Here is a 19,964-nt window from a genome sequence, read left to right on the forward strand (position 1 = left end):
CGGCTCACCGGCGAGCCGCACCCGCACCGGGGACGGTGCGGGTGCGGACGGGCCGCCGGTGGCGGCGGAGCCGAGGTCGGCCCCGTCGCCACCGGGAGTGGCCTCGTTCAACTACTTCGCGGAGTCGAGCTGGCCGCGGACGGTGTCCTGCAGCTCGGTCCAGGACTTCTCGAACTTCTCGACGCCCTCGTTCTCCAGGGTGAGGAACACGTCGTCGAGGTCGATGCCCTGGCCCTCCAGGTCGGTGAAGACCTGCTGCGACGCCCCGGCCGTGTCGGTGACCTTGTCCCCGTCGACCTCACCGTGGTCGGCGAAGGCCAGCAGGGTCTTCTCCGGCATGGTGTTGACGGTGTTGTCCACGACCAGCTCGGACACGTACAGCGTGTCCGGGTAGTCCGGGTTCTTCACCCCGGTGGAGGCCCACAGCGGGCGCTGGGCGTGCGCACCGTGGGCCGCGAGGGCGTCCCAGCGGGCACCGGAGAAGGCGTCGCGGTAGGCGGCGTAGGCCAGCCGCGAGTTCGCGACGGCCGCCTTGCCACGCAGGCCGAGCGCGGCGTCGCCACCGATCTTCTCCAGCCGGCCGTCGATCTCGGAGTCCACCCGGGACACGAAGAACGAGCCGACCGAGTGGATCCGGGACAGGTCCTGCCCGTTCTCCTTCGCCTGCTCCAGACCGGTCAGGTAGGCGTCCATCACGAGCTTGTAGCGCTCGACGGAGAAGATCAGCGTCACGTTCACGCTGATGCCCTCGGCGGTCGCCCGGGTGATGGCCGGCAGGCCCTCCTCGGTCGCCGGGATCTTCACCAGCAGGTTGGGCCGGTCGACGGCCTTGAACAGCTCGCTCGCCTGGGCCGCGGTGCCCTCGGTGTCGTGCGCCAGGCGCGGGTCCACCTCCAGGGAGACCCGGCCGTCGACACCGCCGGTGCGCTCCCACACCCCGGAGAACACGTCGCAGGCCTGCTGGACGTCGGCGACGGTGATCTCGCGGATCGCGGTGTCGACGTCGGCACCGCGGGCGGCGAGCTCGCGGACCTGCTCGTCGTAGGCGGCGCCGTCGGACAGCGCACCGGCGAAGATCGTCGGGTTGGTGGTCACCCCGACGACGTGCTTGTCGTCGATCAGGGCGGCGAGGTTGCCGCTGGCCAGGCGCTCCCGGGACAGGTCGTCGAGCCAGATGGACACCCCGGCCGCGGACAGCGCGGCCAGTCGCTCGTTGGTCATGGTTCGCTCCTCTCAGTCCGACGTCGCGGCGAGGGTCTCCCGCGCGGCGTCGACGACGGTGTCGGGGGTGAAGCCGAACTTCTCGAACAAGGTGGCCTGGTCGGCGCTGGCGCCGAAGTGCTCGATGGAGATCGAGCGCCCGGCCTCGCCGACGACGGCGTGCCACGGCATCGCGATGCCGGCCTCGACCGACACCCGGGCCTTCACCGCGGGCGGCAGGACCGAGTCGCGGTAGGCCTGGTCCTGCTCGGCGAACCACTCGAAACAGGGCAGCGACACGACACGGGTGCCGATGCCGTCGGCCTCCAGCTTCTTCCGTGCCGCGACCGCGAGGTGCAGCTCGGAGCCGGTCGCGACGATCAGGACCTGCGGGACGCCGGTGGAGGCCTCCTCGAGCACGTAACCACCGCGGGCGACGCCCTCGGCGGAGGTGCCGGCCAGTGTCGGCACGTTCTGCCGGGTCAGCGCGAAGCCGACCGGGCCGCCGTCGGGCCGCTCCAGGGCGGCCTTCCAGCCGTACACGGTCTCGTTGGCGTCGCCGGGGCGGACCACCGACAGGCCGGGGATCGCGCGCAGCGACGCCAGGTGCTCGATCGGCTGGTGGGTCGGGCCGTCCTCGCCCAGGCCGATCGAGTCGTGGGTCCACACGTAGATCGGGTTGGTCTTCATCAGCGCCGCGAGCCGCACGGACGGGCGCATGTAGTCGGAGAAGACCAGGAACGTGCCGCCGTAGGCGCGGGTGGGGCCGTGCAGGGCGATGCCGTTGAGGACCGCGCCCATGGCGTGCTCACGGACACCGAAGTGCAGCGTGCGCCCGTACGGCGAGGTGGACCACATACCGGTCGAGGCCGACTTCGGGCCGAACGAGTCGACGCCCTTCATGGTGGTGTTGTTCGACTCGGCGAGGTCGGCCGAGCCGCCCCACAGCTCCGGCAGCACCTCGGCGAGCGCGCCGAGCACCGAACCGGACGCCTTGCGGGTCGCCAGCCCCTTCTCGTCGACGTCGAACGACGGCAGCGCGGACTCCCAGCCCTCGGGCAGCTTCTTGGCGAGCAGCCGGTCGAGCAGCTGCTTGCGCTGCGGCTCGCGCTGCGCCCACTCGTCGAAGGTGCCCTGCCAGGTGTCGTGGGCGGCGCGCGAGCGCTCGCCGACCGCGCGGGTGTGGGCGAGGACGTCGTCGTCGACCTCGAACTCCTGGTCCGGGTCGAACCCGAGGACCTTCTTGACCTCGCGGACCTCGTCGTCGCCCAGCGCGGCACCGTGCGCAGCGCCGGTGTTCATCTTGTTCGGCGACGGGTAGCCGATCACCGTCCGCAGGATGATGATCGACGGGCGGTCGGTCTCGGCCTTCGCGGCCTCCAGCGCGGCGAGGATGCCGGTGACGTTCTCGCCGCCCTCGACGACCTGCACGTGCCAGTTGTAGGCCTCGTAGCGCTTGGCCGTGTCCTCGTTGAGGGCGATGTTGGTGTCGTCCTCGATGGAGATCTCGTTCGCGTCGTAGATCACCGTGAGGTTGCCCAGCTCCTGGCGACCGGCCAGCGACGACGCCTCGGAGGTGACGCCCTCCTCGATGTCGCCGTCGGAGGCGATCACGTAGATCTGGTGGTCGAACGGCGAGGCACCCTCGGGGGCGTCCGGGTCGAACAGGCCGCGCTCGCGGCGGGCCGCGATCGCCATGCCGACGGCCGAGGACAACCCCTGGCCCAGCGGGCCGGTGGTCATCTCGACACCGCGGGTGTGGCCCCACTCCGGGTGGCCCGGGGTCAGCGAGCCCCACTTCCGCAGCTGCTCGAGGTCCTCCCGCTCCAGGCCGTAGCCGGCCAGGAAGAGCTGAATGTAGAGGGTGAGGCTGGAGTGCCCGGCGGACAGGACGAACCGGTCGCGGCCCATCCAGTCGGGGTCGGCCGGGTCGTGCCGCATGACGCGCTGGAACAGCGTGTACGCCAGCGGGGCCAGGCTCATCGCGGTGCCGGGGTGTCCGCTGCCGCACTTCTGGACCGCGTCCGCGGCCAGTACACGAACGGTGTCCACGGCCCTGCGGTCGAGGTCGGTCCAGTCGTCGGGGACGTGCGCGCGGGTGAGCGCGGCGACGGCGCCGTCCCCGGCGTGGGGGGACGTAGCGGTGTCGGACAAGGCGATGGCTCCTGTACTCGCGTCGACGAATGTCGGTCTGCCGGTCGTGGATCCGGATGTCCGCCCGGTGGTCGCGGCCGTTCCGCGGCGGCGACGTCGGCGGGTGTGTGGTGCGACCCGGATCACCTGGCGGCATCGTCGCCGCCCCGACGCGGAACACCCTACTGCTCACGCCCGCGGCCTGCGGCTTTGCGCCTCGTGGCGATCGGCGGACCGGGCCGCCGGTGTCGGCGTACCCGGCGGGCCCGCGGCGCATGCCACCGGTTAGCATCGACGCGCTGTAGAACTAGGGAGGTCGCCACCGCGGCGACCACCCCGTGTCCACGGCACCGAGCCGGTGCGGCCCCTCGGGCGGCGCGGCACGGGATCACTACGTCGAACCGAGCGAGGTACGGACAGGTGAGCGCACCCGCGTCAGGGCGGAGCCGGGCCGACGAGGCCGGTGTCCCGGCCGAGCACGTCCCGGCCGGGCCGGACGCCGCGCCGGCGGCGACGCCCCCGCGACGACCGTGGTGGTGCCGCCGGCACCGACCGGGCGTCTCGCGCGCGTCCGCGCCACGGTGGCGGCCTATCTGGGCCTCACCAAGACGCGGATCATCGAGCAGCTGCTCGTGGTCACCGTGCCCGCCATGTTCCTGGCCCAGCGCGGTGTGCCCTCGCTGGTGCTGATCGCGGCCACCCTGGTCGGTGGCGCGATGGCCGCGGCCGCGGCCCACGCGCTGAACTGCGTCGTGGACGCCGACATCGACCAGAAGATGGCGCGCACCGCCCGCCGCCCGCTGGCGAGGGGACAGGTCCCCACCCGCAACGCGCTGGTGTTCGGCCTGGTCCTGGCCGCGCTGAGCTCGGCGTGGCTGGGCCTGACCACGAACTGGCTGGCCGCCGTGCTGTCGCTGGCCGCGATCGCGTTCTACGTGCTCGTCTACACGATGCTGCTCAAGCGGCGGACCTCGCAGAACATCGTGTGGGGCGGCGCCGCGGGCTGCATGCCGGTGGTGATCGGCTGGGCCGCGGTGACCGGCACCGTCGAGTGGCCCGCGCTGGTCATGTTCGGTGTGATCTTCTTCTGGACGCCGCCGCACTTCTGGGCGCTGGCGATGCGCTACCGCGAGGACTACGCCGCCGCCGGGGTGCCGATGCTCCCGGTCGTCGCGCCCGCGCCGGCGGTGTCGGTGCGGATCGTGGTCTACAGCTGGGTGATGGTGGCCTGGAGCCTGCTCCTGCTGCCGGCGACGTCGTGGGTGTACCTCGCGGTGGCGCTGCTCGGCGGGGCGTACTTCGTGTACCGGGCGCACCGGCTGCACCACCAGGTGAGGTCCGGCGGCGAGATCTCCCCGATGCCGCTGTTCCACCTGTCGAACATCTACCTGTGCGTGCTGTTCGCGGCGATCGCCGTCGACGCCGCGCTGGGGCTGCCGGTCCTGTTCTGACCGGTCACCCACGGCCCGGCGCGGGGGCGACCGCCGCGGGCGGGACCACCCGCTCGACCAGGTCCAGCAGCGCCGCATCCGCCCCGTGCCGGGCGACGATCTGCAGCCCGACCGGGCAGCCGTCGGGTCCTGTACCGGCGGGAACGCTCACCGCCGGGTGGCCGGACAGGTTGAACGCCCACGTCAGAGCCACGTTCATCCGGCCGCCGGGACCGTCGTGGCCGTGCGGGCCGGCGGGCGTGGTCGGGGTCAGCAGCAGGTCCGCCGCCGCGAACACCGTGGCGGGCACGGCCTCGCCGGGTGTCCGCGGCGCGACTCGTCCCGCGCGCAGCGCCGCCCACGCCGGGGCCGGGTCGGGCAGCCGGACCGGCGTCGCGATCTCGGTGATCCCGGCACGGGCGAGCAGGTCCCGGGCGGCCGTCGCGGCGACCGCGACCACCACGGGGTCGGGCTCGGCGTCGAGACCGAGGTCGGCCGACCACACCGCCGTCGCCGGCGCCGCCACCGGCCGGGCCGGCCGGCGCGGGCGGGCGACGGCGTCGAGCCACGGCCGCAGCAGTGCCGGGTCCCGTACCAGCACACCGGGTACCGCGAGACCGCGCGGGTCGGCCGACGGGACGAGCCCCGCGGTCGGCTTGTAGCCGAGCACGCCGCACCAGGCCGCGGGGATGCGGACCGACCCGGCGCCGTCCGAGCCGGTGGCCATCCCGACGACTCCGGCGGCGACGGCGGCCGCGGATCCGGCGGAGGACCCACCGGGGGAGCGGTCGGCCCGCCACGGGTTGCGGGTGGGGCCCCGGTCGGTCCATCCCCACGTCTGGTGGCCGCCCGGACGCGGCACCGAGGTCGCCCCGATCGGGACGGCACCGGCGGCGAGCAGCGCGCGCACGGCCGGGGTGCGGTGCCCGTGCAGCCCTTTCACCGCGATCGGCAGGCCGGCGAGCGGACCCGGTACGGCGGGGCCGGGGACGGGCACGTCGTGGTCGTCGTGCCGCAGGAACGCCCGCAGCCAGGGCTCGGTGCGGTCGCGGCGGTCCCGTGCCACCGCGACCGCGCCCGGACCGGTGCTCACCGCAGCAGGTCCGGGGTCTCCCACTCCTCGCCCAGCACGTGGTGGTCCAGGAACGCCCACACCGTCCGGTACCAGACCTTCGCGTGGTTCGGCGCGAGCACCCAGTGGTTCTCGTCGGGGAAGTACAGGAACCGGTGCGGGTTCGCCGCCGGGTCGGCCTGCCGCGACACCAGGTCCCACCAGAGCCGCAAGCCCTCGCCGATCGGGACGCGGTGGTCGCGGTCGCCGTGGATCACGAGCATCGGGGTGACGATCGCGTCGGCGTGGTGGTGCGGGCTGTGGGCCTGCGCCATCTCCGGGGTCATCTCGGTGAGCCAGTAGTCGGCGTGGTCGGTCGTGGGGCCGAACTGGTCGAGCGCCCACAGGCTGGCGTGGGTGACGACCGCGGCGAACCGGTCGGTGTGCCCGGCGACCCAGTTGGCCATGTAACCGCCGAAGGACCCGCCCATCGCCGCGGTGCGGGTGCCGTCGATCTCCGGCCGGGCGACGGCGGCATCGGTGGCCGCCATCAGGTCGGTGAACGGCGTCCCGCCCCAGGCGCCCCAGCCCCGCTGGACGAAGTCCTGGCCGTAGCCGGTCGACAGCGCCGGGTCGGGCAGCAGCACGGCCCAGCCGCGGGCGGCCATCAGCCACGGGTTCCACCGCCACGACCAGGCGTTCCAGCTGGCCAGCGGGCCGCCGTGGATCCACAGCAGCAGCGGCACCGGATGCGCGGCGTCGGCGCCGTCGGGCAGGACCAGCCAGGCGCGGACCCGGGTGCCGTCGGCGGCGGTGGTCTCGAGCTCGGTGAGGGTGCCCGGCAGCGCGGGCGCCTGCGCCGGCGCGGGCAGCAGCTCCGGCTCGGCGTCGCGGCCGTCGGCGGGCACCCGGACCGGGGTCGGGGGAGCGTCGTAGGCGTGGCGCACGGCGTAGACCCACCGCCCGTCCGGCGACGGGCACGGGTCGGAGTAGGTGCCGTGGTCGCCGGTCAGGCGGGTGACGGTGTCGTCCTGCGGTGTCGGGCCCGGCACGACCCGGAACAGCGGGCCGCGACCGTCCTCGTCGGCGGTCACGACGAGCGCGGCCGAGTCGTGCGTCCAGCGCGCCGAGGTGGGCCAGCGGTCCCAGCCGGGCGCGACCGGGCGCGGCTCGCCGCCGTCGAGCGGGATCAGCACGAGGTCGATCCGCGGCGCGGTCTCCGGGGTGGACACCCGCTCGCGCAGCGCGACGACGGTGCGCCCGTCGGGGCTGATCCGGGGCGTGCCGTACTCGTGGCCGTCGTCGGTGGTGAGGTCGGTGCGCGCGCCGGTGACGGTGTCGACGACGACGAGCCCGGGGCGCCAGGTGCCGTGCCCGTGCGCCCGGTGCCAGCCGGTGACCACGCGCGCCCCGTCGGGGGAGACGGCGAAGGAGGTCTCGTCCAGTGCACGGCCGGGCGCGGGGGTGAGGTCCGTCCAGGGGTCGGCGTCGGTCCCGTCCGGTTCCCCGGAGCCGCCACGGGGGACATCGGCGCGGGGCGGGGCGAGCAGCAGCCGCTCCTCGTCCGGGCCGAGGTCGTGGTCCCAGTGCCGCACCGGGTAGCCGGTGTGCAGGATCGCGGTGACCTTGCCCTCGGTGCGGGCGGTGCGCCGCCGCTCGTCGTCGGCGGTGGTGACCGACCCGGGCAGGGTCGGTGCGGAGACGACCACCGTCCCCGCGTCGGCCGCGACGGCGACGTCCGAGATGCCACCGGGGCGCGACCCCGCCGGTTCGGCCTCGCCGCCGGCGGCCGGCAGCCGCCACAGCGAGGTCGGCGGCTCGGCCTCGCCCGCCGTGTCCGGGTCCGGCCGGGCCGACCGGAACAGCAGGTCACCGTCGGGGGTGAAGACCGGCCCGGACTCGCCGGCCGCGCCCCGGGTCAGCCGCCGCGCCGGGGCCTCGCCCGCGGGGTCGACCTCCCACAGCGCGGTCCGGTAGCGGGTGCCGTCGGCGTCGAGCTCGGAGACCCCGGTGACCAGCCGCGTGCCGTCGGGGGACAGGGCGAGCCCGCCGAGGCGGGGGAGCGCGACGTAGGCGTCGAGGTCGTGGAAGGGGGTGTCGGTCACGCCGTCGGTTCTACCGCACACCGCGCGGCGGACCGACCCCGTTCCGGACCCGTCAGGGGACGAGCAGCACCTTGCCGGTGGTGCGGCGGCCCTGCAGGTCGTCGTGTGCGGTACGGGCGTCCGCCAGGTCGTAGCGGTGCCCGATCCGCACGTCGAGGCGGCCCGCGGCGACGTCGCCGTAGACGGCGGCGGCGCGGGTGCGCAGCTCGTCGGTGGTGGCGATGTAGTCGAACAGCTTCGGGCGGGTCAGGTACAGCGACCCGGCCGCGTTGAGCCGCTGCGGGTCGAACGGCTCGACCGGGCCGGACGCGGCGCCGTAGAGCACGAGTGTGCCGCGCGGGCGCACCGAGGCGAGGCTCGCGTCGAAGGTGCTGCGCCCGACCGAGTCGAACGCGGCGTGCACGCCCGCGCCGCCGGTGAGGTCGCGGACGGCGGCGGCGAGGTCGTCGACGGCCGTGTAGTCGATCACCTCGGCGGCGCCGGCGCCGCGGGCCAGCTCGGCCTTCTCCGGCGTCGACGTCGTCGCGATCACCCGGGCGCCCTTCGCGACGGCCAGCTGGGTGAGCAGCAGCCCGACGCCACCGGCGGCGGCGTGCAGCAGGATCGTCTCCCCGCCGTGCAGCGGGACGCAGTCGTTGACCAGGAAGTGGGCGGTCATGCCCTGCAGCGCCGCACCGACCGCGACGTCGTCGGCGACGCCCTCGGGCACCGGGACGGCCTTCGCCCAGGGCACGGCGACCTGCTCGGCGTAGCTGCCCAGGGTGTTGGCCCAGGCGATGCGGTCCCCGACCGCGACACCGTCGACGTCCGCGCCCAGCGCGGTGACCCGGCCCGCGCCCTCCAGCCCGGCGACGTAGGGCGTCTCCATCGGGTAGATGCCCTCGCGCTGGTAGGTGTCGATGAAGTTCACCCCGGCCGCGGCGACCTCCACCAGCACCTCGCCCGCACCCGGGACCGGGGCGTCGGTGTCGACCACCTCCAGCACCTCGGACCCGCCGGGCTCGCTCACCCGTACCGCACGCATGTGTCCTCCTCGTCGCTCGCCGCTGCTGACGGGCCCGATCATGCCCTCACGCGTCGCGGCGGAGCATCCGGGACACGAGCACGACCGCGGCGGCGGCGAACCAGCCCGCCGCGAGCCCGGTGCTCGAGACGAGCCCGGCGGTCGGCAGCGGGTCGCGCAGCACGTCGACCCCGGCGGACCAGCCGTCGGTGAGCAGGAACGGGCGGATCGGCTCCAGGGCGGGGATCGCGCCGAGCACCCCGGACAGGATGATCCCGCCGAGCACCGAGGACAGCACCACCAGCGGGTGCTCGGTGAACGACGACACCGCCAGCGCCACCGCGCCGACCGCGGCGAGCTGCCCCAGCGTCCACAGCGCGACCAGCGCGATCCGGCCGACGGCCGACGTCAGGTCCAGCACCGAGCCGGACATCGTCAGCAGCGCCCCGCCGTCGCCGACGACCGCAGGGGGCCCGATCAGCGCCCACCCCGCCACCAGCCCGACCACGCAGACCACCGCGACCGCGACCGCGGCCACCACCAGCACCCCGAACGCCTTCATCGCGACCAGCCGCAGCCGCCCCACCGGGGCCAGCAGCAGCCCGCGCAGGGTGCCGTGCTGGGCCTCTCCGGCGATCGCGTCCGCCGCCGCGACGGTGACCACCAGCGGCAGCAGCAGCGCCATCAGCAGGGTCAGCGCCGCGACGGGCAGGGTCAGCCCGTTGCCGACGACCTCCGAGAGCAGGCCGCGGCGCGGCCCGTCGGCCAGCACGAGCCCGACCGCCATCAGGACCGGCACCGCCCCGAGCAGCGCGACCATCACCCAGGTCCGGGGCCTGCGCAGCACCCAGCGCAACTCGGCCCCGAGCAGCCGCCGCCACGACACCGGCCGGGCGGGGCGGGCGGGGCGCTCACGCGTCGCCCTCGGTGATCCGGGTGAACAGCTCCTCCAGGCCGGTGCGGCGCCGGGCCAGCCCGTGCACCGCCACCCCGGCCCCGACGAGTCCGGCGAACAGCCGCGGCCCGTCGGCGTCGGCGGCCAGGACGACGGCCGAGCCCTCGGCCCGGGCGTCGGCGCCCGCGGCCCCGAGCTCCCGCAGCGCCGCCGCCGGGTCGGTGGTCGCGATCTCCCAGTCACCATCGGCGGCGCCCAGCAGCCGGTCCAGCGGTCCCGCCGCGAGCAGCGTGCCCTGCTTGAGCACGGCCACGTGCGTGCACACCGCCTCGACCTCCGGCAGCAGGTGCGACGACAGCAGTACCGTCGCCCCGCCCGCCCGCAGCTCGGCGACGATCGCCCGGATCTCCCGTGTCCCTGCCGGGTCGAGGCCGTTGGTGGGTTCGTCGAGCACGACGAGCCGCCGCGGGACGAGCAGCGCCGCGGCCAGCCCGAGGCGCTGCTTCATCCCGAGGGAGTAGCCGCGGAACCGGCGCCCGGCGGCCGCGGCCAGCCCGACCCGCTCCAGTGCCGCCTCCACCGCGGGCCGCACCTCGCCCGGCGCGAGCCGCGGCTCGGTCGCCGCGACCCGGCGCAGGTTCTCCCGCCCGGACAGGAACGGGTGGAACCCCGGCCCCTCGACCAGCGCGCCCACGTCGGGGAGCGTCGTGGCGAGCCCGCCCGGTACCGGGAGCCCGAGGAGCTCGACGCTGCCGGAGGTCGGGGTGGTCAGCCCGAGCAGCATCCGGATCAGCGTCGTCTTGCCCGAGCCGTTGGGGCCGAGCATCCCGAACACCGACCCGGCCGGGACGTCGAGGTCCACGCCGTCGACGGCGGTGACCCGCCCGAACACCTTGCGCAGGTCCCGGACGCGGGCGGCCGGCTGCTGCTCGTCCGCGGCCCCGTCCGCCACGTGGCCGGCGGGGGCGGAGCGGGTGGTCGTCACCGGGCCAGGGCCTCGCCGAGGACCTCCGGGCCGACGGCACCGGCGGCGACGCGGCCGTCGCCGGCCAGGATCGCCGAGCCCGCGTTCGTGGTGATCTCGCGGCCGGAGCCCCACGGTCCGGACACCGGGGTGCCGAGCCCGGACAGGTCCGGGCCCCGCTGGTCGCCGGAGCGCTGCGGGACGCGGCCGACGACCACGGTGTCCCAGCCCTCGCCGACGACGGTCGGCGCGGCGGCCCGTGCGGGCGTGCCGCCGGGGCCCCCGGGGCCGGGCTGCTCCACCGTCCCGGCGGTGCCGTCGCGGACGGTGGCGCCGGGCGGCGGGGTGAAGGTGAACAGGGCCGGGTCCTGCGGGCCGAACGTGACGTCGTCGAACCCGATCCGCAGCACCGGGTCGGTCCCGGCGCCGAGGACGGTCAGCTCCAGCGGGGTCCGGGTCTGCGCGTCGACGGCGGCGCGGACCTCGCGCAGCACGGTGCGCTCACCGGGCTTCGGCGCCAGGACCAGGGTGTAGGCGGGGCGGCCGGCGACCTCGGTGGTGCCGTCGACCCGCAGCACGCTGGTGGCGCCCAGCCGCGCCACGACGGTCCGGGCGACCTCGGCCGGGTCCTTCGCGGCGTCGGCGTCCGGGGTGTGTCCCCGGCTCGGGAACCGGGTCGCGGTGCGGTCGGTGGAGTCGTAGGCCCAGGTCGTGGCGCCGTCGCGGACGTAGGTGCGCTCGCCGTCATCGCGGGGGACGGCGAGGCGGCCGTCGCCCGTCCCGTCGGACCAGACCCGCGCGGTGGAGGTGCCGTCGGTCAGCCCGTCGGAGGGGAGTCCCGGCACGGCGGGAAGCCCCAGCCGGTTGTCGACGGCGACGGTGCCGGCCAGCGCGACCGGCTCCGCGGCGACGACAGAGGCGACGAGCTGCTCCGGGGTGACGGGCGGCAGCTCGGGGGCGGCGGAGGCCCGCGTGGTGAGCAGGCCCGCCGACAGCGACACGGTGAGGGCGACGGCGAGGGCGGCCGCGAGGACCACGGCGATCCCGCCGCGTCGCAACCGGGATGCGGAGGTCATGGCTCCAGAGTGCCCGAGTGTCACCAGATCGTGCAGCGGCCGGTCGGACCGACTCAGACCGACGCGCCGGCGGGCTCCGGCGCGGCGGTGTCCGCCGGGTCGCCGGTCGGGGTGGCGCGGGGGTCGACGGGGGCCGGGCGGGTCGCGGTACCGGCCCACACCCAGGCGGCCGCGGCGGCGGTCAGCCCGGCGCCGAGCACGTGCAGCGACACCAGCAGCTCCGGGACCCCGAGGGCGTACTGGACCCCGCCGAGCGCGCCCTGGGCGAGGACGACCACGACGAGCACCCGGAACCGGCGCACCAGCGCCCGCGGGGCGGACACCGCGTGCAGCAGGAACCCGAGCCCGACCAGGGTGCCGAGGTAGAGGAACAGCGTGTCCACGTGCAGCTGCGCGAGCGCGGGGATCGGCACGTCCAGGCGCGGGGTCTCCGGGTCTCCGCCGTGCGGGCCGGCCGCGGTGACCAGGGTCCCCGCGACGAGCAGGACGGCCAGCACGGCGGTGGAGAACAGCACCAGACCGCGTCCGCCGGCGGGGACCGTGCGGGTCACCGGGCCGTCGGCCTCGCCTGCGGCGCCGACGAGCAGCACCGCGAACCAGACCAGCACCATCGAGGCCAGGAAGTGCAGCATCACCGTCCACCAGGCCAGCCCGAGCAGCACGGTGATCCCGCCGATGACGGCCTGCGCGACGACGCCGAGCGGCATCGCCAGGGCCAGCCCGGTGAGGCGGCGGCGCCGCGGCCGGGTGTACAGCGCGCCGAGCAGCGCCGCGCCCGCGGTGAGCACCACCAGGATGCCGAGCAGCCGGTTGGAGAACTCGATCCACATGTGCAGCGGCGCGATCTCGGCGTGGTCGACCGGGATCATGCTGCCCGGCTCGCACTGCGGCCAGGTCGAGCAGCCGAGCCCCGAGCCGGTGACCCGCACGACCGATCCGGTCACCCCGATCCCGATCTGGGCGACGAGGTTCGCGATCGTGAGCCGGCGCATCAGCACCGGCGGGGTGGAGGGCACGCGCGAGGACAGCACACTACGCATCGTAGAAGATGCGGCTCAGGTCCAGCGCACCAGCCGCGACGCCGCCACCCCGGCGACGACCGCCCAGCCGGTCAGCACCAGCAGCGGCCCGGCCGCGGGGAACTCGCCCGCGCCGAGGGCCGAGCGCAGCGCCTCGGCCAGCGCGCCCGAGGGCAGCCACGGCGCGATCGCCGCCAGCGGTCCCGGCAGGTCCGCGACCGGCACCACGATCCCGCCCGCCAGCAGCAGCGCGAACCACACCAGGTTGGCGACGGCGAGCACGATCTCCGCGCGCAGCGTCCCGCCCAGCAGGATGCCCAGCGCCCCGAACGCGGCCGCGCCCAGCAGCACCGCCAGCGCGGCGCCGTCGAGCCGGGCACCGGCCGGGGACCACCCCAGCAGCGCCGCGAGCACGCCGAGCAGCACCACCTGGATCACGACGACGGCGGCGACCGCGGCCAGCCGCCCGCACACCAGCAGCCAGCGGGGCAGCGCCGTCGCGGCCAGCCTGCGCAGCGCCCCGTAGCGGCGGTCGAAGCCGAGCGCGATGGCCTGGCTGGTGAACGCCGAGCTCATCACGGCCAGCGCCAGCATGGCGGCGAACAGCCACGCCACCCGCGGCTCCGGGGCGGGCACCGCCGGGACGAGCGTGAGCCCGGCGAGCAGCGCCGCCGGGATGAGCAGGGTCAGCAGCACCTGCTCGGCGTTGCGCAGCGCGAGCCGGGTCTCCAGGCCGCCCTGGGCCCGCAGCATGGTCAGCGCGTTGCCGCGGCCGGGGGCGGGGGTGAACAGGCCCTCGGGGAAGGGGGTCGTCACGAGCGCAGCTCCCGTCCGGTGAGGTCGAGGAAGACGTCCTCCAGGCTGCGGCGCACGACCTGGACGTCGTCGGCGAGCACGCCCTGGTCGGCACACCACGAGGTGATGGCCGCGAGCGCGCCCGGGTCGATCCGGCCGCGGACCCGGTAGCGGCCGGGGGAGGTCTCGCAGCTGGCGTAGCCGGCGGGCAGCCGGGCGTCGAGACCGGCGACGTCCATGCCGGGCCGGGCCCGGAACCGCAGCTCGGTCTGGTCGCCCGCGGTGAGCTGGGCGGGCGAGCCGTGCGCGACGACCCGGCCGTGGTCGATGATGACGACGTCGTCGGCGAGCTGCTCGGCCTCGTCCATCAGATGGGTGGTGAGCAGCACCCCGACGCCGTCGCGGCGCAGCGCCCGGACCAGGTTCCACACCAGGTGGCGGGCCTGCGGGTCCAGACCGGCGGTCGGCTCGTCGAGGAACACCAGCTCCGGGCGCCCGACGACGGCGCAGGCCAGCGCCAGGCGCTGCTGCTCCCCACCGGACAGCCGCTTGTACGGGGTGCCCGCCCGCGGGCGCAGGCCGAGCACGTCGATGAGCATGTCGACGTCGAGCGGGTGCGCGGCGCAGTCGGCGACCAGGTGCAGCATCTCCCCGGTCCGAACGGCCGGGTAGGCGCCGCCGCCCTGCGGCATGACGCCCACCCGGGGGCGGACGGCCTCGTCGGCCGGGTCGTGACCGAGGACCCGCACCCGTCCGGCCGAGGGCGCCCGGAACCCGGTGCACACCTCGACGGTCGAGGACTTGCCGGCGCCGTTCGGGCCGAGCAGGGCGAGCACCTCGCCGCGGGCGAGGTCGAGGTCGATGCCGTCGACGGCGGTCGTGGGTCCGTAGCGCACGACGAGGCCGCGGATCTCCAGGGCGGCGCTCACCGGGCGGGCTCCGGGTCCGACGGCGCGCGGGTCCCGGCGGTGGCGCCGCCCGGGGTGCCGGTGCCGTCGTCCGGGCGGGCCGGGTCACCGGCGTCACCGGCGTCACCGGGGGAGCGGATCAGCCGGGCGACCACGTACAGCGCGAGGGTGTACATGGCGGCGCCCGCGGTGATGGCCAGCGGCAGCTGGAACCCGCGGAAGAAGAAGTCGGCGCCGGTGGGCGGCACGGCCAGCGCGAGCACGACCGACAGCAGCAGCAGGCCGCGGCGGTAGAACGGCATCGCCCGGGTCACGACCAGCGGCAGCAGCGCCCAGAACAGGTACCAGGGGTGCACGACCGGACCGAGCAGCACGACGGCGCCGAGCCCGAGGCCGGTGCCGGTGACCGGGTCGACCTTCCCGCGCAGGCAGCCGAGCAGCAGCACGACCACGATCACCGCGATCGGCAGCACGAACAGGCTGCGCATCAGGCCCATCGTGGTCTCGGTGTGGTCGCCGAGCCCGGCGAGCCGGCCGACCTGCCCGGCGAGCAGCCCCAGGTTGGTGCTGATCGACATGGGCGAGATGAGCACGCTGGGTGCGGACAGCCCGCGCACCCAGTTGAACCCCAGCCCGGTGGCCAGGCTGAAGAAGGTGAGCACGGCCGCGGCGATCGCGGACAGCCAGGCCGTCATCACGGCCCAGTCGAGGAGCCTGCCGCCGCGCCTGCGGACCAGGTACACGCCGACGAAGCCGAGCGCGAGCAGCGCCGGGAGCTTCACCGAGGCCGCGGCGACGATCAGCGCGGCACCGCCGGTGATCCGCCACCACGGCCGGACGGTGTCGTCGCGCCCGAGCATCACCCAGAGCCCGAGCAGCAGCAGCGGCAGCATGATCGACTCGTTGTGGATCCCGCTGACCATGTGGAACAGCACCAGCGGGTTCGCCGCGCCGAGCCACAGGACCAGGCCGGCGTCGAGGTCGAACCGGGAGGCCAGCCGGGGCAGCACCCACACCATCAGGGCGACGCCGAGCAGCGCGAGCAGCCGGTGCTCGAGGATGCCGAGCACCACGTTCTCCCCGGACAGCGCGGTGATCCCGCGGCCGAGGCCGAGGAACAGCGGGCCGTAGGGCGCCGGGGTGTCGCGCCAGACCGTGGGGATCCCGCGGACCAGCGGGTCGTCGATGCCGAGCGCCTGCGCGGGACCGATCGAGTACGGATCGATCCCGCGGGCGAGCGTCGCGCTCTGGGCGAGGTAGCTGTAGATGTCCTTGGAGAACATCGGCGGCGCCAGCGCCAGCGGCACCCCCCACAGGATCGCGGTGCGGCCGAGCTCGCGGCGCTCGGGCGCGGGGTGGTGCGCTCCGCGGGTGGTCAGCATCCGGGCGATCCACAGCCAGGCCGTGACCACCATGAGCAGGCCCGCGTAGGTGACGGCGATCGCGAGGGTGACGTTGCGCGAGGGGAGCCCGATCACGCGCAGCCCGTTGAGCGGGTTCGGTACCGGGAACGCCCCGGAGCCCAGCGCGCTGATCCCCATCAGCAGGGCGCCGGTCAGACCGAGGATCCGCGCGATCCGGGCCTGCTCACGCAGGCCGCGCCGGGCCGGGTGGCCGGTCGACGGCGGTGTGGCGGGGGGATCGGACGGCGCCGCACGCGTCGGGGGGTCGTCGCGCCCGGGCGGGGCGACCTCGGGCGTCACCATGGGAGGAGAGGTTAGTGGTGCGGTGACGGGGGGGCCGGTACCGGCCCTCACCTGCGGGTGGAGTGAGCCCGGTCACCACGGCGGGGGGTCTGTTTTGCCGTGCCGGGCCATATACGCAACACTGATGTTGTGAAAACGGACCGGACAGCGCCGCGGCGCCTCGACGACCCTGCCTGCGGGCACGGCGTCGGCGGCGACGCCGTGGTGCCCGTCGGGTCCGGCACGGGTACCCGCGCACTCGTGGCGCGGGTGCTCATGGAGCAGGGTCCGGTCACGGCCGCCGTCGTGGCGGCCGAGCTGGAGCTCACCGAGGCCGCCGTGCGCCGGCACCTCGACGCGCTGATCGCCGACGGCGAGGCGGAGGTCCGGGCCCCGGCCCGGTCCGCCCGTCCGCGCGGCCGGGGCCGTCCGGCCCGGGAGTACCTGCTCACCGACACGGGCCGGGTCCGGTTCGGGCACGGGTACGACGACCTGGCCACCCAGGCACTGCGCTTCCTCGCCGAGACGGCGGGGGAGGAGGCGGTCGACGCCTTCGCGCGGCACCGGGTGCGCGAGCTGCTCGGGTCCGACCTCGATGCGGTGACCGCCCCGGCGGAGCCCGCAGAACGCGTCGAAGCGCTGGCCCGGGTGCTCAGTGCCCGCGGCTACGCTGCGCAGGCCCGCCACGGCGGCTTCGGGGTGCAGCTGTGCCAGCACCACTGCCCGGTGGCCCACGTGGCCACCGAGTTCCCGGAACTCTGCGAGGCCGAGACGCGTGCGTTCGCCGAGCTGCTGGGTACGCACGTGCAGCGGCTGGCCACGATCGCCCGCGGCGACGCCGCGTGCACCACACACGTCCCGCTCGAGGATCCCGAACTCCTCGCGCGGGCGAGAGGTAAGAAGCAAGGCCGTTCCGTCACCGTGAGTGGGAGACCCACTGCGCAGGTGCGGCAGGTGCAAGAAGAAGGGGGCTCCGCCGACGGCGGGACCCTCTCCCACCACGGTCCCCGAAAGGGAGGCAGTCCTTATGACGACCACTCCTGATGTGCGCACCGAGCTCACGCAGGAGGAGACGATCGCGGCGCTCGGCCGGTACGACTTCGGCTGGGCCGACTCCGACGAGGCGGGCTCCATCGCGAAGCGTGGCCTGTCCTCCGAGGTCGTCGCCGACATCTCCCGCCTGAAGAGCGAGCCCGAGTGGATGCTGGAGTTCCGGCAGAAGGCGCTCGACATCTTCGGCAAGAAGCCGATGCCGCGCTGGGGCTCCGACCTGTCCGGGATCGACTTCGACAACATCAAGTACTTCGTGCGCTCCTCGGAGAAGCAGGCAGCCACCTGGGACGACCTGCCCGAGGACATCAAGAACACCTACGACAAGCTGGGGATCCCGGAGGCCGAGAAGGCCCGCCTGGTCTCCGGTGTCGCGGCGCAGTACGAGTCCGAGGTCGTCTACCACTCGATCCGCGAGGACCTCGAGCAGCAGGGCGTCATCTTCCTGGACACCGACACCGCGCTGAAGGAGCACCCGGAGCTGTTCCGGGAGTACTTCGGCTCGGTCATCCCGTCCGGTGACAACAAGTTCTCCGCCCTGAACTCCGCGGTCTGGTCCGGTGGCTCGTTCATCTACGTGCCGCCGGGCGTGCACGTCGACATCCCGCTGCAGGCCTACTTCCGGATCAACACCGAGAACATGGGCCAGTTCGAGCGGACGCTGATCATCGTCGACGAGGGTGCCTACGTGCACTACGTCGAGGGCTGCACCGCGCCGATCTACAAGACCGACTCGCTGCACTCGGCCGTCGTCGAGATCGTGGTCAAGAAGGGCGGCCGCTGCCGCTACACCACGATCCAGAACTGGTCGAACAACGTCTACAACCTGGTCACCAAGCGCGCCAAGGCCGAGGAGGGCGCGACCATGGAGTGGGTCGACGGCAACCTCGGCTCCAAGGTGACCATGAAGTACCCGGCCGTGTGGCTGATGGGCGAGCACGCCAAGGGCGAGGTCCTCTCGATCGCGTTCGCGGGCGAGGGCCAGCACCAGGACGCCGGCGCCAAGATGGTCCACCTCGCGCCCAACACCTCCTCGACGATCGTGTCGAAGTCGGTGGCGCGCGGCGGCGGGCGTACGTCCTACCGCGGCCTGATCCAGGTCAACCCGCGGGCACGCAACTCCCGCTCGACGGTGAAGTGCGACGCGCTGCTGGTCGACACGATCTCGCGCTCGGACACCTACCCCTACGTCGACATCCGCAACGACGACGTGTCGATGGGGCACGAGGCCACCGTCTCCAAGGTCTCGGACGACCAGCTCTTCTACCTGATGAGCCGCGGTCTGACCGAGGACGAGGCCATGGCCATGGTCGTGCGCGGGTTCGTCGAGCCCATCGCGCGCGAGCTGCCGATGGAGTACGCGCTGGAGCTGAACCGGCTGATCGAACTGCAGATGGAGGGTTCCGTCGGATGACGACGAGTGACGTTGCCGGCCTCGCGCCCGAGCTGAAGGGCGCCAAGGAGGGGCAGGGCGAGGTCCCGATCGCCTCGGCCGGCGAGCGCTTCCAGTCCTTCGACGTGGAGGCGTTCGAGGTCCCCGGTGGCCGCGAGGAGAACTGGCGGTTCACCCCGCTGCGCCGGCTCAAGGGCCTGCACGACGGCAGTGCCGCGTTCGAGGGCACCGCGCCGGTCTCGGTCACCGAGGCCGCCGGGGTGACCGTCGAGAAGGTCGGCCGCGACGACGCCCGGATCGGCGAGGGCGGTGTCCCGTTCGACCGGGTCGCCGCCGCGGCCTGGTCCGGGTTCGGCGAGGCCACCCTGGTCACCCTGGACGGGGAGAAGCTCGACCCGGTGACCGTCACCGTGGACGGCCCCGGCGAGGGCGTCACGGCGGCCGGCCACCTGCACATCCGCACCACCCCGCACACGCAGGCCACGGTCGTCGTCGTGCACCGGGGGTCGGGCGTGCTGGCCGACAACACCGAGGTGGTCCTGGGCGACGGCTCGCAGCTCACGCTGGTCGTGACCGAGGAGTGGGCCGACGACGCCGTGCACGTGGGCGCCGAGCACTACTCGATCGGGCGCGACGCCACCCTGCGGGCCACCACGGTCCAGCTGGGCGGCGACCTGGTCCGGGTCTCCTCGACCGTGCGCTACGCCGGCCCCGGCGGCGACGCCGAGCTCGTCGGGCTCGGCTTCACCGACGCCGGCCAGCACCTCGAGCAGCGGCTGCTGGTGGACCACGCGGTGCCGAACTGCAAGTCCAACGTGCTCTACAAGAACGCGCTGCAGAGCCTGACGAAGGACTCCTCGCACGTGGTGTGGATCGGCGACGTGCTGATCCGGGCCGCCGCCGAGAACACCGAGACCTTCGAGTTCAACCGGAACCTGGTGCTCACCGAGCACTGCCGCGCCGACTCCGTGCCCAACCTGGAGATCGAGACCGGCGAGATCGTGAGCGCGGGCCACGCGAGCGCCACCGGCCGGTTCGACGACGAGCAGCTGTTCTACCTGCGCAGCCGCGGCATCCCCGAGGACCAGGCGCGTCGCCTGGTCGTCCGCGGGTTCTTCGGCGAGGTCCTGAACAAGATCACGCTGCCGGAGCTCAAGGAGCGCCTCGAGGCGGCCGTCGAGGCCGAGCTCGCGCTCACCGGCGTCTGAGCGCAGCTCGGCACCGATTCCGCACACTTCCCGAATACGGAGCGACCAC

16 protein-coding genes are annotated in these 19,964 nt (G+C 74.6%); 4 read left to right on the plus strand and 12 right to left on the minus strand.

The window, feature by feature from the left end:
• Positions 1 to 111: 111 nt before the first annotated feature.
• Complete coding sequence (tal, locus tag AC0GKK_RS00695; RefSeq protein WP_405416862.1) at positions 112 to 1,221, minus strand: transaldolase; 1,110 nt, start codon at positions 1,219 to 1,221, stop codon at positions 112 to 114.
• 12 nt (positions 1,222 to 1,233) lie between these two features.
• Positions 1,234 to 3,354 (minus strand): transketolase, encoded by a 2,121-nt coding sequence (gene tkt, locus AC0GKK_RS00700; protein WP_405416863.1) that lies wholly within the window; start codon positions 3,352 to 3,354, stop codon positions 1,234 to 1,236.
• A 515-nt stretch (positions 3,355 to 3,869) separates the two neighbouring features.
• On the opposite strand from tkt, the gene AC0GKK_RS00705 reads away from it, so the two are divergent.
• Positions 3,870 to 4,784, plus strand: coding sequence for a heme o synthase (locus AC0GKK_RS00705; RefSeq protein WP_489882897.1), 915 nt, complete (start codon positions 3,870 to 3,872; stop codon positions 4,782 to 4,784).
• A gap of 4 nt (positions 4,785 to 4,788) precedes the next feature.
• Here AC0GKK_RS00705 and AC0GKK_RS00710 read toward each other — a convergent pair whose 3' ends face one another.
• Genes AC0GKK_RS00710 through mptB form a run of 10 tightly spaced genes read right to left on the minus strand, consistent with a single transcriptional unit; the run spans position 4,789 to position 16,285 of the window.
• Positions 4,789 to 5,856 (minus strand): amidase family protein, encoded by a 1,068-nt coding sequence (locus AC0GKK_RS00710; RefSeq protein WP_482637599.1) that lies wholly within the window; start codon positions 5,854 to 5,856, stop codon positions 4,789 to 4,791.
• A complete protein-coding gene (locus AC0GKK_RS00715) occupies positions 5,853 to 7,919 on the minus strand; it encodes a S9 family peptidase (protein WP_100877642.1) in 2,067 nt (688 codons plus the stop codon). Before AC0GKK_RS00715 ends, AC0GKK_RS00710 begins: the two co-directional genes overlap by 4 nt.
• 52 nt (positions 7,920 to 7,971) lie before the next feature.
• Positions 7,972 to 8,943, minus strand: a complete 972-nt coding sequence (locus tag AC0GKK_RS00720; protein ID WP_405416868.1) for a quinone oxidoreductase family protein — start codon at positions 8,941 to 8,943, stop codon at positions 7,972 to 7,974.
• Positions 8,944 to 8,989: 46 nt separating this feature from the next.
• Positions 8,990 to 9,808 (minus strand): ABC transporter permease, encoded by an 819-nt coding sequence (locus AC0GKK_RS00725; RefSeq protein WP_489882898.1) that lies wholly within the window; start codon positions 9,806 to 9,808, stop codon positions 8,990 to 8,992.
• A 25-nt stretch (positions 9,809 to 9,833) separates the two neighbouring features.
• The gene (locus AC0GKK_RS00730; RefSeq protein ID WP_489882899.1) at positions 9,834 to 10,802 is read right to left on the minus strand and encodes an ABC transporter ATP-binding protein; all 969 of its coding nucleotides are present in this window, start codon (positions 10,800 to 10,802) and stop codon (positions 9,834 to 9,836) included.
• A complete protein-coding gene (locus tag AC0GKK_RS00735) occupies positions 10,799 to 11,857 on the minus strand; it encodes a LolA family protein (protein WP_489882900.1) in 1,059 nt (352 codons plus the stop codon). Before AC0GKK_RS00735 ends, AC0GKK_RS00730 begins: the two co-directional genes overlap by 4 nt.
• A gap of 53 nt (positions 11,858 to 11,910) precedes the next feature.
• Positions 11,911 to 12,897: a COX15/CtaA family protein gene (locus AC0GKK_RS00740; protein WP_489882901.1), complete on the minus strand. Its 987-nt coding sequence runs from the start codon at positions 12,895 to 12,897 to the stop codon at positions 11,911 to 11,913.
• 15 nt (positions 12,898 to 12,912) lie between these two features.
• Complete coding sequence (locus AC0GKK_RS00745) at positions 12,913 to 13,692, minus strand: ABC transporter permease (protein ID WP_374210161.1); 780 nt, start codon at positions 13,690 to 13,692, stop codon at positions 12,913 to 12,915.
• On the minus strand, positions 13,689 to 14,600 hold the full coding sequence (locus AC0GKK_RS00750; RefSeq protein WP_253067928.1) for an ABC transporter ATP-binding protein: 912 nt from the start codon (positions 14,598 to 14,600) through the stop codon (positions 13,689 to 13,691). The genes AC0GKK_RS00745 and AC0GKK_RS00750 overlap by 4 nt, the downstream gene beginning before the upstream one ends.
• Positions 14,597 to 16,285: a polyprenol phosphomannose-dependent alpha 1,6 mannosyltransferase MptB gene (gene mptB, locus AC0GKK_RS00755; RefSeq protein WP_476651571.1), complete on the minus strand. Its 1,689-nt coding sequence runs from the start codon at positions 16,283 to 16,285 to the stop codon at positions 14,597 to 14,599. The genes AC0GKK_RS00750 and mptB overlap by 4 nt, the downstream gene beginning before the upstream one ends.
• A gap of 201 nt (positions 16,286 to 16,486) precedes the next feature.
• Here mptB and AC0GKK_RS00760 point away from each other — a divergent pair, with 201 nt between their 5' ends.
• The 3 genes from AC0GKK_RS00760 to sufD are packed head-to-tail and all read left to right on the plus strand — an operon-like array spanning position 16,487 to position 19,915.
• Complete coding sequence (locus AC0GKK_RS00760; RefSeq protein ID WP_337826698.1) at positions 16,487 to 17,308, plus strand: helix-turn-helix transcriptional regulator; 822 nt, start codon at positions 16,487 to 16,489, stop codon at positions 17,306 to 17,308.
• On the plus strand, positions 17,292 to 18,728 hold the full coding sequence (gene sufB, locus AC0GKK_RS00765) for a Fe-S cluster assembly protein SufB (RefSeq protein WP_062395386.1): 1,437 nt from the start codon (positions 17,292 to 17,294) through the stop codon (positions 18,726 to 18,728). Before AC0GKK_RS00760 ends, sufB begins: the two co-directional genes overlap by 17 nt.
• Positions 18,725 to 19,915 carry a Fe-S cluster assembly protein SufD gene (gene sufD / locus AC0GKK_RS00770; RefSeq protein WP_224402333.1) on the plus strand — a complete coding sequence of 397 codons (1,191 nt, stop codon included), beginning with the start codon at positions 18,725 to 18,727 and terminating at the stop codon, positions 19,913 to 19,915. Before sufB ends, sufD begins: the two co-directional genes overlap by 4 nt.
• Positions 19,916 to 19,964: the final 49 nt, after the last annotated feature.

It is taken from the genome of Pseudonocardia sp. P-1 (genome assembly GCF_058111925.1).

Coding starts and splice junctions, on each gene's coding strand:
- AC0GKK_RS00720 (WP_405416868.1), bottom strand. CDS start 8,943: ATGCGTGCGGTACGGGTGAGCGAGCCCGGCGGGTCCGAGGTGCTGGAG.
- mptB (WP_476651571.1), bottom strand. CDS start 16,285: ATGGTGACGCCCGAGGTCGCCCCGCCCGGGCGCGACGACCCCCCGACG.
- sufB (WP_062395386.1), top strand. CDS start 17,292: ATGACGACCACTCCTGATGTGCGCACCGAGCTCACGCAGGAGGAGACG.
- AC0GKK_RS00740 (WP_489882901.1), bottom strand. CDS start 12,897: ATGCGTAGTGTGCTGTCCTCGCGCGTGCCCTCCACCCCGCCGGTGCTG.
- sufD (WP_224402333.1), top strand. CDS start 18,725: ATGACGACGAGTGACGTTGCCGGCCTCGCGCCCGAGCTGAAGGGCGCC.
- AC0GKK_RS00735 (WP_489882900.1), bottom strand. CDS start 11,857: ATGACCTCCGCATCCCGGTTGCGACGCGGCGGGATCGCCGTGGTCCTC.
- tal (WP_405416862.1), bottom strand. CDS start 1,221: ATGACCAACGAGCGACTGGCCGCGCTGTCCGCGGCCGGGGTGTCCATC.